At 67.5% G+C, this 12,257-nt stretch carries 13 protein-coding genes and 1 pseudogene; 6 read left to right on the top strand and 8 right to left on the bottom strand.

Annotated elements, in window-relative coordinates:
• Positions 1-17 precede the first annotated feature (17 nt).
• A complete protein-coding gene (locus BLQ63_RS14185; protein ID WP_091035827.1) occupies positions 18-884 on the bottom strand; it encodes an alpha/beta fold hydrolase in 867 nt (288 codons plus the stop codon).
• Between the two features lie 344 nt (positions 885-1,228).
• The gene (locus BLQ63_RS14180) at positions 1,229-1,447 is read right to left on the bottom strand and encodes a hypothetical protein (RefSeq protein ID WP_143014896.1); all 219 of its coding nucleotides are present in this window, start codon (positions 1,445-1,447) and stop codon (positions 1,229-1,231) included.
• Here BLQ63_RS14180 and BLQ63_RS14175 point away from each other — a divergent pair.
• Entirely contained in the window at positions 1,434-2,129 is a 696-nt protein-coding gene (locus BLQ63_RS14175; protein WP_143014895.1) for a hypothetical protein, read from the top strand. The genes BLQ63_RS14180 and BLQ63_RS14175 overlap by 14 nt on opposite strands.
• Positions 2,130-2,467: 338 nt before the next feature.
• On the opposite strand, the gene BLQ63_RS14170 is transcribed toward BLQ63_RS14175, so the two are convergent.
• On the bottom strand, positions 2,468-2,875 hold the full coding sequence (locus BLQ63_RS14170) for a DUF1761 domain-containing protein (protein ID WP_091035817.1): 408 nt from the start codon (positions 2,873-2,875) through the stop codon (positions 2,468-2,470).
• A gap of 87 nt (positions 2,876-2,962) precedes the next feature.
• Here BLQ63_RS14170 and BLQ63_RS14165 point away from each other — a divergent pair, with 87 nt between their 5' ends.
• A complete protein-coding gene (locus tag BLQ63_RS14165; RefSeq protein ID WP_218125263.1) occupies positions 2,963-3,631 on the top strand; it encodes a winged helix-turn-helix transcriptional regulator in 669 nt (222 codons plus the stop codon).
• On the opposite strand, the gene BLQ63_RS29965 is transcribed toward BLQ63_RS14165, so the two are convergent.
• Positions 3,556-3,858, bottom strand: coding sequence for a transposase (locus BLQ63_RS29965; protein WP_177154940.1), 303 nt, complete (start codon positions 3,856-3,858; stop codon positions 3,556-3,558). The two genes, BLQ63_RS14165 and BLQ63_RS29965, sit on opposite strands and share 76 nt — an antisense overlap.
• A gap of 619 nt (positions 3,859-4,477) precedes the next feature.
• On the opposite strand from BLQ63_RS29965, the gene BLQ63_RS27845 reads away from it, so the two are divergent.
• Positions 4,478-5,011, top strand: a complete 534-nt coding sequence (locus tag BLQ63_RS27845; protein WP_143014894.1) for a hypothetical protein — start codon at positions 4,478-4,480, stop codon at positions 5,009-5,011.
• Between the two features lie 709 nt (positions 5,012-5,720).
• On the opposite strand, the gene BLQ63_RS14150 is transcribed toward BLQ63_RS27845, so the two are convergent.
• A complete protein-coding gene (locus BLQ63_RS14150; protein ID WP_177154939.1) occupies positions 5,721-6,917 on the bottom strand; it encodes an MFS transporter in 1,197 nt (398 codons plus the stop codon).
• A gap of 314 nt (positions 6,918-7,231) precedes the next feature.
• On the opposite strand from BLQ63_RS14150, the gene BLQ63_RS14145 reads away from it, so the two are divergent.
• Complete coding sequence (locus BLQ63_RS14145; RefSeq protein WP_091035797.1) at positions 7,232-8,146, top strand: helix-turn-helix domain-containing protein; 915 nt, start codon at positions 7,232-7,234, stop codon at positions 8,144-8,146.
• Between the two features lie 64 nt (positions 8,147-8,210).
• Here BLQ63_RS14145 and BLQ63_RS14140 read toward each other — a convergent pair whose 3' ends face one another.
• The 3 genes and pseudogenes from BLQ63_RS14140 to BLQ63_RS14135 all read right to left on the bottom strand — a co-directional run bounded on the left by BLQ63_RS14140 (position 8,211) and on the right by BLQ63_RS14135 (position 10,038).
• Positions 8,211-8,543 carry a GFA family protein gene (locus BLQ63_RS14140; protein ID WP_284075285.1) on the bottom strand — a complete coding sequence of 111 codons (333 nt, stop codon included), beginning with the start codon at positions 8,541-8,543 and terminating at the stop codon, positions 8,211-8,213.
• Positions 8,519-8,647 (bottom strand): annotated as a pseudogene (locus BLQ63_RS30030) (GFA family protein); the annotation flags it as partial. The pseudogene BLQ63_RS30030 and the gene BLQ63_RS14140, both read right to left, overlap by 25 nt.
• Positions 8,644-10,038, bottom strand: coding sequence for an aldehyde dehydrogenase family protein (locus BLQ63_RS14135; RefSeq protein WP_091035794.1), 1,395 nt, complete (start codon positions 10,036-10,038; stop codon positions 8,644-8,646). The gene BLQ63_RS14135 and the pseudogene BLQ63_RS30030, both read right to left, overlap by 4 nt.
• A gap of 406 nt (positions 10,039-10,444) precedes the next feature.
• Between BLQ63_RS14135 and BLQ63_RS14130 the strand changes: the two genes are divergently transcribed.
• Both BLQ63_RS14130 and BLQ63_RS14125 read left to right on the top strand, forming a co-directional pair.
• A complete protein-coding gene (locus BLQ63_RS14130) occupies positions 10,445-10,849 on the top strand; it encodes a universal stress protein (protein WP_218125257.1) in 405 nt (134 codons plus the stop codon).
• 437 nt (positions 10,850-11,286) lie between these two features.
• Positions 11,287-12,255, top strand: coding sequence for a fatty acid desaturase family protein (locus BLQ63_RS14125; protein ID WP_091035791.1), 969 nt, complete (start codon positions 11,287-11,289; stop codon positions 12,253-12,255).
• Positions 12,256-12,257: the final 2 nt, after the last annotated feature.

Genomic DNA, 12,257 nt, shown 5'->3' with positions numbered 1-12,257 from the left:
CTGTCCGTTCGGAGGGGTCAGCGGGCGTCGAGTTCGGCGACCATGAGGTCGACCAGGGCGGTGACGGCTCCGGGGCGTTCGTCGGCGGCGAGGTGCCCGGCGCCGTTGATCGTGTGGAGCTCGGTGCCGAGCTTGGCCCGGGTCGCGGGGGCGAGGCGTTCGGGAGGCAGGAAGCAGTCGTGGGCGCCGGTCGCGATGATCAAAGGCGATCCCAGGCGGCGGTGCAGGATCGCTTCGGGCAGGGGCGGGGGTGCGAGGGTGGACCGGCAGTGAACGGCGACCAGGTGGAGCCACTCGACGATCGAGTCGGGGACGGGTGTGGCGGGTGCGGTGAAATCCTCGAGCATCGAGGCGGTCCGCTCCTCGCTGGGGGCGAGGAGCCAGTGGAGTGAGGGGACCATCATGCGCATGTCCACGTGCAAGGGGATGATTCCGGCCGGTGCCAGGAGCACGCGTCCGGCGATCCGATCCGAATCGCACGAGAGCACCACCGATCCGCCGAGCGAATGGCCGAGGGCGACCACCTGCTCGGCACCGGTCACTTCGAGCACTTCGGCGAGCTTGCTCCCGTACCAGCCGCGGTGGGCGGCGTGGGGACGTTCGCCGCTGCTGAGACCCGGCTGCCCGGGGAGGTCGACCAGTACGACGCCCCAGCGGCGCGCGAGGGCTCGGGCGAGGGTGAGGCCGGCGGCGGCGTTGAAGTTCGTGCCCGGCACGAACACCACGCGCGTCGATCCGGTGCCGGCGTAGGTCAGGTGCACGATTGCGTCGTCGAGGGCGACGGTCTCGCGGCGGTGGGGAACGTCCCAGGCGTCGAGGCGGGTACGGCACCAGCGGGCGATGACCTCGCGGTCGGCGTGGGACTTGTACAGGCTGCGCAACATGGCTCCGTTCGGCGGGCAACACCTTCACCGCCGACCAGACTTCCCGGCACACCAGTAGCCACCCTACCCCAGAGCGTCAGTGCGCAGGGTGACCAGAACAAGTGCCGAGCTGATGATCGGCCCTGGACTGGGGTTCTCCGCCTCTGGCAAGAAACCCGCCACCGAGGCGGGGACTGTCGACCGCGATCACGGCGGTCGTGTGTGGAAGGGGTTTCGCGGAGGACGTCGACGAGCGGGTACCGGTGGACTCGGCGCCGAGCTGGCATTGCTGATGGCGTCTAGAGCCTCGCCGCGCCCGGCCGACACTCACCGGTTCCGAATCGGGTCATCAATGCCGGGACTGCTCAGCGGCGGTGGCTGTCGTGGAGGCGTTCGAGGATGTCGGCGCAGATCTCCCCGGTGGCGGCGGTGAGTGCTTCACGGTCGGGGACCCCGAACTGGGCGAACCGGCAGACGACGTGGGCGATGTTGACGGCGCTGCCGGTCGCGAAGGTGGTCGGATCGGACCCGTCGAGGGCAATGGCCGGTTCGGTGCAGGTCTGGTATTCGGTGCCGTCGCTCAAGGCCGCGGTCTCGCAGCCGTCGGAATGCGACAACCGGTTCGAGGGCGAGCCGGTCGAGTACCGGAGTCAGGTCGGCGAGCAGGCAGGGGTTGAGGATCGGCTCGTAGGTGCCATCGAATGCGAGGTAGTCAGTGTCAAAGCGACCGGCTGCCGGGCCGGGGCCGCCGACGCCCCAGACGAGAATCCCCAGTTGCACCGCGGCGGTGCCTACCGTCGAGGGTCGCAGTGGCTCGAGCTCGTACGCACTGCCTTGGGATTCGGCTTTCTCGATGAGGCGCACCGGGCTCCTGCTGAGCACAAGAACCAGCGTGATGAGCCCGGCGATGCCGACGCCGCCGACACGGAGGATCCGCGCGCTCGGGTACCCGTCGTCGGTGGGGAACGCGAACCCGTAACAGATGATGAGCGCAGCCCAGGCGAGGAGCGCGAGGCCGAGCAGCGGCCACCGGAGCCGCTCCACCTCGTCACGGTGGACCCAGACAAGCACGCCGATGCCGACCGCACCGAGCGCAACGGCGAGCAGTGCGGGCAGAACGAACCAGTACGCTACCGCACCCAACCGCCCGTAGTTCACGAGCGCGAGCTGCGCCTAGGGCAGGACGGAGGCGGCGCAGATCGCGAGGATCGCGTACAGGCCGATCGCGACCAGCAGCGCGAGGCGATATCGATGATAAGGGGATAGGGAGCCGAGGGGTCGAGAGGACTTCATGAATCGAAGCCGAGCCCAATGTCCTGATTGGTCGTCCCCCTAAGGTCGGCGGCCCTGCCTGGCGGCCATGTCCCTGGTCGACCAGTGCGTAGCGTTGTCCGGTGGCGTCTCCAGGGTATCGACTACGACCCGCTCGACCTGGTCGATCGTCGCCGAGGGCGGCCGGCCCGGCCCTCCAGACGATGCTCGACGAACTGCTGCCGCCATTTGCCATCGACGCTGTCGCCCCTCTTGAGCTCTGCCATACCGAGCCGCCAGATCCGAGGTACCGGTCAAGGCGATCAACACGACGCACGCCTGAGGTCTTGGCGCTACAGCAGCCCGATCGCGAGCGACATCGCCAGGAGCAGTGCAAGCTGGTAACCGGTGTTGATGAACGTCAGCTTCGCGGGCTTCAGCTCGAAGGCGTTGTGCTGCAGGAGCGTGGTGGCCGAGAAGGCCAGCCATGTCGCGAACCCGACCAGCAGCGCCAGCCCCACCGAGTCGTCCCCGGTCGCCTCGGACGTGATCGCGATCCCCGCGGCGAGGCCGATGGCGGTCACGGCGTTCGCGACGAGGAGCTGGGTCATGTTCCTCGCCCGGGCGGGCCTGGAGCGCTCCGGCGTGACGCCCGTCAGCTTCTCCCAAGCGTCCGCGATGAAGCCCTTCTGGTACCAGATGAACGCCACGACCATGCCCGCTACGAACGCGAGCGCGGCTCCGAGCCAGTTGATTTCCATTGCACAGCTCCTCTGAGGTCTCCGAACGCGACGTTGACCGAGTCCAGACGCGACATCCGGAACAACAGGTTGATATTATCAACCATGATGGAAATCGTAAAGCAGTCAGGTGGCCGCTCCTACGGCCAGTACTGCGGGCTGGCCCGGGCATTGGACGTGGTCGGCGACCGCTGGAACCTCCTGATCGTGCGCGAGCTGCTGCCCGGGCCGCTGCGGTACAGCGAGCTGAAGGGCTCCCTCGCAGGCATCGCGACCAACCTCCTGGCCGAGCGGCTGCGGACGCTGGAGGAGAACGGGATCGTGGAACGGCGGCTGGGGGGCGCAGGCGTCCGCTACGCGTTGACGGCGTGGGGCACCGAACTCCGAGAGCCAATGGAGGCTCTGGGCAGGTGGGGCGCGCCGCTGCTGGCGACAGGCCGGGGCGACGACTCGTTCCGACCGCGATGGCTGGCCCTCGCCCTACCCGCCATGCTCCAGGGCAGGACCGCAGCGCCGCCGGTGGAGATCGGCTTCGAAGTGGAAGGCATCCTCATCGTGCTTCGCATCGACGGCGGCGGCCCGAGCGCGGGCATCGGTACCGACCAGCGACCAGCGACCGTCTTGACGGCCGACCCGGAGACCGTCGTCGGACTCGTGGCCGGTGCGCTCAGCGTGGATCAGGCGCTCGCATCGGGAGAGCTTCAAGGAAACGCCGACGTACTCCACCAAGCCTTCCCAGAGAGGCGGCCCGCGACTCCCTCGTCCGATCCCCAGTAGGGGCACGCTGATCTGCGGAACAGCCAGTAGACCGTGGGCCAGGGACCGAAGTGTTCGGGCACGTCCTGCCAGGGCGAGCCGACCCGCACTCGCCAGGCCACACCGTTGAACAACGCCCGCCGCGACCTGGTGACCGGTCGCCCTTTCACCGATGGTTCGGGGACCCACTGGCCCAACCGAGCCCACTGATCGTCGGTCAAATCCCCGCGCCCGGCTTCACTTGCCACAGAAGCCTCCTGATATTCGAACCTTGTTGCAGCACAACAGATTCAACAAGAGACTTCCTCCAAATTCTCAAACACCCCCTAACGACCTCGTACGTGGTTGTGGTTGGCGCGCAAGGACCTCGGCGCGGATCATGGGTTCATGGTGGGGACCGGTGTGCGTGAGGCGATCGTTGGCGACCCACGCCCGGAGTGATCGCCGCGACCGCAACCGAGATCGGACCGATGTGGGAGCAGCAGCGCATCGACCGCCTGGTCTCCCGGCCACGGAGCAGAGCGACCGGCGCCGGCGCAAAGCACCGCCTGGTCTTCATCGATCGGCTCCTTGTCACCCTGGTAAGCGACTGATCGGACAGTAGTTGTTGGTGAGCGAACGCCCAGACTCGTACGCGGGGCGGACCGCAGCACCTACCCGTCGCGCTCCAGGCCCCTCGGGGTCCTCCCCCTGGGGTTCGATGTTCATCCCGGGACCGGTCCCGGCCGGCTTAGGTAAGCATGTTCGGATGGTCCTGAAGAAGTTTCGACGCTCCAGAGAGATCGTCGTTGGTCGCGAAGGATCTGAGTTCGTCCCGGACCGGAGTCGTTAGCGAAAATACCGGCCTACTTCATGGGGAGGAGGGCTATGGGCGCCTATGGATTGTCACACGACGAAAGCATCTGGCCGTACCGCTTCGAGATCGATCTGAAACCTTTCCGACGTCGAGCGAACCTGCCACGGAGTACGCCTAACCCGTACTTCGATCTCTGGCTTTTCGATGATCCGGACGCGGATCATCAGCTCTTGGAACGCTACAGCGGGTTGCAGCCAGGACAGAGTGCTAACCCGCGGTCCAGCTGCTACGTCGCAGCAAGCAGCGAGGAAGTTCGACACTGGGCCAAGAAGTTGCGGGCGGTACTCGCGGAGCTTCGCTGGATCGCGACCGACACGGAGCGCGATCTCGAAGCCGGAGTCGGCATAGTCGCGGTCCAACTGTGCCGCGAACTCATGGTCGTCGTAGCGGAAGACCATTGGACAGTGTTGATGGAAATCAACGAGGCGCTCAGAGACAACCCTGTCAGAGTTCGCTATCCCGCACCGTGGACGGCAGAAGCCCGACGACGACGGGAGGTACACAACCACAACGCGCAATATGGAGGCGGCTACTCCTCGGGATGATGCCGCGATCTGGACGCGTCGATACAGATGGACCCGAAGCCCGCTACTGACGGCCCGGGCTTCGCCATCCAGTGCAGATGGTTCACCTCTACTGGAATTTGTGCTCAGCGCCTGTCTTCCCGCTCCCCGCCCCATCACGTCCGGGCCCGTTTCAGTTCCATTGGTGTCGCCATCCGCCGTACCCACTTCATGTGCCCCGTCCACGATCCGCGGTCTAGACCCACCACTACCGCTGGCTGCAGCGCGCCGCACGCCGCGCCTCGACGATGTCAGACGACCCGGAGACACGAATTGCGGACGTGGCCACCTTCGTCGCGCCGACCAGCGACCAGGAGCGCCGGGCGAACATCACCCTCGAATACCGTGTCATGGCTCGCACGGACCCGGGGCTTGCTGAACAATCCCGAAGCCGACGAGCAGTCACGGAGCTACAGCTAGTCGCGCGGATTCGAAGTAGTTGCAATCCGCCAGGTCGGGCAAGACTGCCGAACGGCCTACTCGGTGAAGTTGAGCATCGAACCCTTGCCGCTCCCCCAGGCACCGGCCAGACCGACCTCCGACATGATCAAAGTCTGCCCGAAGCATCCGACACCGACTTCGACGACGCGCCCGGCGCCAAGCTCGCCATAGTGCTCTTGATGATCGTGCGCCGGCCGGTCGCAGCCCGCCGGGACCGGGGACCGCTCGGCCGCCGGCCCTGCCCCGTGCCTCAGGTGTTCGGGAAGGCGTGCCGTTTCCCGCCGATCACCGCGATCGCGGCGGCGGTGAGGAGCATCAATGACGCCCAAGTAATCGAGGCGGTGCCCGGTCCTGCGATCAGGAGCCCGCCGACGAGGCCGCCGATCGCGATCGAGGCGGAGAAGACCGTGATCGTGATCGCCTGCGCGACGTCGGCGGACTTCCCGGTCGCGTTGATGGCGGCGCCGACGAACAGGCTCGGAGAGCTGCCGAACGCGAATCCCCATGCCGCCACCGCAATGTAAACGAGCACCGGCGATCCGGACACCAGTGCGAGAACGAGCACGCCGGCGGCGAAGAGCAGGGTGCTGCCGACCGTCAGCATGCGCAGGTGGCGGTCGATCTGCGCCCCGACCACGATGACGCTGAGGACCGAGGTGACCCCGAAGGCGAAGAGCGCCCATTCGGCCTGTTCGCCCATGCCCACGTAGTCGAGGAGGTCGGTGATGTACGTGTAGACGATGTTGTGGGCGATCATGTAGGCGGCCAACGCGAACAGGATCAGGCGGAATCCGGGGACGCCGAGGGCTCGGGAGAGCTTCAGCGGCGCGCCTGCCAACCGGCCGGGCAGGTCGGGGAGGGTCGCTCGGACCCAGGCCATGTTCAGCAGCGTCAAGCCGGTTGCGGCGTAGAAGGCGAACTGCCACCCGCCGATCCCGCCCAGCCAGGTGCCGAGGGGAATGCCCAAGGCGAGCCCGATCGGGGTCCCGGCCAGAGCGATGGCGATCGCACGCCCTTGGCGCCCTTCGGGAGCGAGCTGGGCGGCGTAGCCTCCCAGCAGCGGCCAGATGAGGGCGGTGCCCAGTCCGGCGGCGAAGCGGAACGCCATGGCCACGGCGTAGTCGTCCGTGACGGCGGTCAGCGCGTTCGCGACCGCGACCGTGGCGAGCGCGATGAGCAGAACGCGTCGGCGCGGCCACTTGGCCGTGGGCTGCGCGAGCGGGATCGCGCCGAGTGCGGTCGCGAGCGCGTAGATGGTGACGGTCTGCCCGGTCAGGGCGACACTGGTGTCCAGGGTCCGGCTGATCTGCGGGAGCAGGCCCGCGGGGAGGCATTCGGTCAAGATGCCGACGAAGCCGCTGAGGAACAGGCCGAAGAGCGCCCGGCCGGGCAGGCGGTCGCGTCCGAGGTGGGATGCGACAGGTGTCGATGCGGTGTGCTGTGCCATGTTGCAGTCCATGAGTCGTGTGACGCGGGCGGCACGGTTGGGTCGCCGCCGCGGTCGTGGTTGAGCTCGCGGACTTCGGCGTCGGCGGGCGTGGATGGCTTCACCGCGGAACGTTGTTCGACCCTTGCCGACCGGCCGCTTCGTCAGGCGTATGCCGGTTGGTGGTGGGCCGCGTTCTCGCGGGAGCGTCTCCAGGATGCGTCTCCAGCAGGGGCTTAGCCAGAGGGCTGTTTCGCATACGTTCACGGTGCCTACCACTGGCAGGATCAGGCTGAAGACGGACCAGAGGTGCCGACGAGGGGGATACTGGCGGTATGACCACCGAATCCACCCCGGCCGAGCCCGCCGGACCCGGGCATGGGCTCGATGTGCGTGCCGAGTTGAGCGAGTTCCTGCGCACCCGGAGGGCCCGCCTCCAGCCGGCCGATGTGGGGCTTCCCGAGTTCGGACGACGCCGACGCGTACCTGGGCTGCGGCGCGAGGAGCTGGCCCAGCTCGCCGGGGTGTCGGTGGCGTACTACACGCGCCTGGAGCAGGGGAACGGCCGCAACGTCTCGAACGAGGTACTCGATGCCATCGCGACCGCGCTGCGGTTGTCGGAGGCCGAGCACTCCCATCTGTTCCACCTGGCACGGGCGAAGCGCGGGCAGCGCCGTCCGGTGGTGCGCCGCCAGCAGGTCCGGCCCGCGCTCGCGGAACTCCTGGCCTCGCTCGAGGGCGTTCCCGCTTACGTGTGGGGGCGCCGCACCGAGGTGCTGGCGTGGAACAGGACCGCCGCCGCGGTCTTCGGGCGGTGGATGGACCGTCCCGCGGCGGACCGGAGCTGGGCGAAGATCGTCTTCCTGGACCCCGGGGCACACGAGTTCTACATGGACTGGGAGCACAAGGCGTCGGACGTGGTGGGGCAGCTCCGCTTCGACGCGGGGCAGCACGCGAGCGACCCTCTGCTCACCGAGCTGATCGGCGAGCTGTCGGTCAAGAGCGGCGACTTCCGGCGACTGTGGGCCGCCCACGATGTCAAGCGCAAATCGCACGGGGACCTGCGCATCAGACACGAGCTCGTCGGTGAGCTGCCGCTGCGGTACGAGACGTTCACCCTTCCCGACGACGCCGAGCAGTCGCTCTCGACCTACCACGTCGAACCGGGACCGGCACGGGAGTCGCTACGGCTCTTGACGAGCTGGAACGCCGACACGGCCGACGACCTGTCTCCCGCCTCGGACGTCTGACCCGCGTTCAGGTCGAGGACAGCCCGGAGGCCCGCCGAGACGGCCCTCCGGGCAGTTCATTCCTCTATGCTGCGTCGCCCTCGAACCGAGGACGCGCCGCGTCGGGCTCCAGCCAGTCCTGGGCGCGGCGCCACCAGACCTCGGCCGCAGGGCGCAGCCCGCTGGTGTCGTCGAGCGTCCCGGCCTTGACGATCACCACGTCGGGCCGCTCGTGCAACACGGTGAAGATCGGCGTGCCGCAATCCCCGCAGAACTGCCTGTCGCGAAGGTTGCCGTTCTCGGACCCGACCGTCCGGTAGGACCTGGGGCCCCCTCGATCTGCAATGCCCCGCGCGGCACCAGGACGTTCACCGAGAACGCGGCGCCGGTGTGCCGCTGGCAGTGGCCGCAGTGGCACAGGACCACCGCTTCGGGCGCGGCGTCGAACCGGTAGCTGATCGACCCGCACAGACAGTGCCCTGACCGCACCGCACCGCCGACGGCGGTGTCTGCCGGGCTCATACGTTGGCCCCCTGGCGGTCCGCGTCGGCGACGCGGATCAGCTTTCGATTGAGGAACTCGCCGATGCCGATCTCGGACAGTTCGCGTCCGAGCCCGGAGTTCTTGACCCCGCCGAAGGGCAGGCCGGGTGAGTCCGCGAAGCAGGAGTTGACGTACACCATCCCGGACTCGATTCGAGAGGCGATCTCTTTGGCGTGCGCGGTGTCGGCGTCGAACACGTAGGCGCCCAGACCGTACTTGGTGGCGTTGGCGAGCGCGATCGCCTCCTCTTCGTCGTCGACGATATAGAAGGACAGCACGGGCCCGAACGCCTCCTGATGGAAGAGCGGGTTGTCCTCGTCGATGCCGGTGATGATCGTCGGCTCGAGGAAGAAGCCCGGACGGTCGACGCGCTTGCCGCCGTAAGCGATCGTGGCGCCCGCCGCCTCGGCGGCCTGGATCTGCTCGAGCAGTCCGTCGAGGGCGCGTTCACTGGTCAGCGGTCCCAGCTGCGTGGCCTCGTCGGTGGGATCGCCGATCGTGATCGCCGCGAACTTCTCCTTGAGTGCGGCCAGCATCGTCTCGCCGCGTTCCCTGCCTACGACGATGACGCGCTTGATGTTCACGCAGCCCTGCCCCGAATTGTAGGTACGGCCCATGACCACCTGGTCGACCGCATGGTCCAGGGGCGCGCGCTCCAGGATCAGCGCCGGGTCGCTGCCGCCGAGCTCCAGGATCACCTTCTTGAGGTTGCGACCGGCGCGTGCGCCGACCGAGGCACCGGCCCGCTCGCTGCCGGTGAGCGCGACACCGCGGACCCGGAAGTCGTCGATCAGGTCGGCGACCTGGTCGACGCTGCAGAACAGGTTGGTATAGACCCCTTCGGGGGCGCCGGCCTCCTCGAAGAGGCGCGCGAAGGCGAGCGCGCACTGCGGCACGTTCTCGGCGTGCTTCATCAAGACCACGTTCCCCGCGACCAGTTGCGGCGCGGCCACCCGCACCAGCTGGTAGAAGGGGAAATTCCACGGCTCGATCGCCAGGATCGGCCCGATGGGCTCGGAGACGAGGACCGCGCCGGGCTCTCCGGGTATCGCCTGCTCCGCGAGGAGGCGCTCGCCGTGCTCGGCGTAGTAGGCCAGGATGTCGGCGACGAGGTCGACTTCGAAATAGCTGAAACGCGCTATCTTCCCCATTTCGAGCACAGGGTACTGCGCGTACTCGTCGCGCTGTTCGCGCAGGATCTCGGCGGCCCGGCCGACGATCCGCGCCCGTTCCGCGACCGGCCTGTACCTCCAGTCTCCGCGGAATCGGCGGTCCGCGGTCCCCAGCGCCGCGAAGACCTCCTCGTCGGCCTGCATCGGGAACTCTTTCAGGAGTTCACCGGTGTTGGGATTGATCGTGCTGAAGCCCATGTCCTTTTCCTCCATCTCACCGTCATCGTCGCATCAGAGCACCGTTTTCACCCACCACAAGGGATGTAAATGCGCTGATCCGATTACGAATACGGCTTCCGACTCGAGTCTCACATCGAACACAGGGAAGCGCCTCCCATCAGTTGTCGTATGCAGCGGGAGCGTATGCACGGGAGTGACAGTCTGGCCCGAACGCGAAGCAGGCCCATGGTGTGAGGAGCGGTCACGGCCGCACGGTCAGCACGAGCGTTCCGGTCGCGGAGGGCGCCGCGGACCTCGCTTATGCCGGTGGCCCCTCGGGTCCGGGACCTTCGTCTCTGCTGCTCTCAGTGCCCGGCGAACAGACTGGAGTTCCGAAGGAAAGGGGATGGACATGTCAGATCGAGAGCGCGAAGGCGGAAGGATCGTGGTCGGCGTCGATGGTTCGGCGTCGTCGCAGCGGGCCCTGGAATGGGCCCTGCGGCAGGCCGGATACCAGGGCGCCGACGTGGTCGCCGTACACGCTTGGCAGACGCCCGTCACCTACGGGACGGGCGCGATGCTCATGCCGACCGAGGTGTTCGCCGAAGACGCGAAGAAAGCGCTCGACGACATCCTCGAGACGGTGGCCCCCGACGAGCCGGGCATCCGCATCGAACGCGAAGTCGTGGAGGGCAACCCGGCGAAGACGCTGATCGATCGTTCGAAAGGCGCCGACCTGCTGGTGGTCGGCAACCGAGGGCACGGCGGCTTCGTGGGTGCGCTCTCGGTCAGCAGCTACTGCGTTCACCACGCGCACTGCCCGGTGATCGTGATCCGCGGCGAAGATTGAAGGCCGGGATCCACGGGCGGGGCGGCGTGTGCCGCCCCGTCTCTTCTCATCGCTCAGTCGCGTCGTCCGGACGTTCCTGTGGAGCCACGCCCCTGCGGCTCTTCCGTGAATCGTCGGCAGGGCCAGCATGGCATGCCCGGGAGAGTCCTAGCCGCGGCCGGCGCGTTGAGTGCGGTTAGGACGGAATGCCCTGCGTTGCAGGACCAACGTCGCTGTGTTCCGGGTAGACCCCGAGCCACGGTTGGAGTGTCCAATCCTGTTGAGCGCGCGATGCGCTGAGAGAGGAGCGAACAGTGGACGGCTTCACTCGGTTCACGCTCAGTGGCGATACCGGCGGCGGGGGGCGACCGCCGCCTAAGAGTCCGGCCGAGGTGCCGGCTCCAAAAGTCGGCAGTGATTTCGCCGAACTGTCGCGCAGAATCAACTCCGCCGGTCTCATGCGCCACCGTCCCCGTTACTACACGATCCGGTTCCTGCTCGTCGGTACCGTGTTCGCCGGTTCCTGGGCTGCTTTCGCGATAATCGGCGACACGTGGCTCCAGATGTTCACGGCCGTGTTCATGGCCCTCGTCAGTGCCCAGGTGGCGCTCCTGGGCCACGACCTCGCGCACCGCCAGGTCTTCCGATCGCGCTCCACGTCCGAGCGGGTGGGCTGGTTGACCGGCAACCTCGCCAACGGCATGGGCTACGGCTGGTGGAACGACAAGCACAACCGCCACCACGCCAACCCCAACCACGAGGAGCTGGACCCGGACGTCTCGCCGGGCCTGTTCGTGTGGTCGAAGCGCCAGGCGGGCTTGGCGCGGGGCATCGGCCGGTTGTTCGGCAGGTACCAGGCGCAGCTGTTCTTCCCGATCCTCCTCCTCGAGGGCATCAACCTCAACTGGTCGGGCATCAAGTCGGTCGTCAAGCCGGGCCTGAAGAACCGCGCGGTGGAGGCGGCGCTGCTCGCGGTGCACTTCACCGCCTACATCGCGGCCGTGTTCCTGGTGCTCTCGCCGGGGAAGGCGGTCGTGTTCCTCCTGGTGCACAAGGCCGTGTGGGGCCTGTACATGGGATCGGTCTTCGCGCCCAACCACAAGGGCATGCCGACGCTCGTCGGGAAACACCAGCTCGACTTCCTGCGCAAGCAGGTCCTGACCTCGCGCAACGTCAAGGGCGGCCGGTTCATCGACGTCGCCCTCGGCGGCCTGAACTACCAGATCGAGCACCACCTCTTCCCCGGCATGCCCTCAGTGCACTTGGGGCGAGCCCAGGCGATCGTGCGCGACTTCTGCGCCGAGAAGGCCATCCCCTATCACGAGACCGGTCTGATCCGGTCGTGGCGCGAGGTGCTCACTGAGCTGCATCGCAACGGCGAACCGCTTCGCAGGCCGCGGGGCCGCACTCACCTTCCGACCGGCTGAGC

Origin of the sequence: Glycomyces harbinensis, assembly GCF_900101745.1 — a bacterium.
In the GTDB taxonomy this organism is placed as follows: Bacteria; Actinomycetota; Actinomycetes; order Mycobacteriales; family Micromonosporaceae; genus Glycomyces; species Glycomyces harbinensis.
This window is presented reverse-complemented; position numbering and strand designations above follow the sequence as displayed.

What these genes read in the sequence shown, in the direction of transcription:
- BLQ63_RS14185 (WP_091035827.1), bottom strand. Translation starts at nt 884, where the DNA reads ATGTTGCGCAGCCTGTACAAGTCCCACGCCGACCGCGAGGTCATCGCC.
- BLQ63_RS14170 (WP_091035817.1), bottom strand. Translation starts at nt 2,875, where the DNA reads ATGGAAATCAACTGGCTCGGAGCCGCGCTCGCGTTCGTAGCGGGCATG.
- BLQ63_RS14165 (WP_218125263.1), top strand. Translation starts at nt 2,963, where the DNA reads ATGGAAATCGTAAAGCAGTCAGGTGGCCGCTCCTACGGCCAGTACTGC.
- BLQ63_RS27845 (WP_143014894.1), top strand. Translation starts at nt 4,478, where the DNA reads ATGGGCGCCTATGGATTGTCACACGACGAAAGCATCTGGCCGTACCGC.
- BLQ63_RS14150 (WP_177154939.1), bottom strand. Translation starts at nt 6,917, where the DNA reads ATGGCACAGCACACCGCATCGACACCTGTCGCATCCCACCTCGGACGC.
- BLQ63_RS14145 (WP_091035797.1), top strand. Translation starts at nt 7,232, where the DNA reads ATGACCACCGAATCCACCCCGGCCGAGCCCGCCGGACCCGGGCATGGG.
- BLQ63_RS14135 (WP_091035794.1), bottom strand. Translation starts at nt 10,038, where the DNA reads ATGGGCTTCAGCACGATCAATCCCAACACCGGTGAACTCCTGAAAGAG.
- BLQ63_RS14125 (WP_091035791.1), top strand. Translation starts at nt 11,287, where the DNA reads ATGCGCCACCGTCCCCGTTACTACACGATCCGGTTCCTGCTCGTCGGT.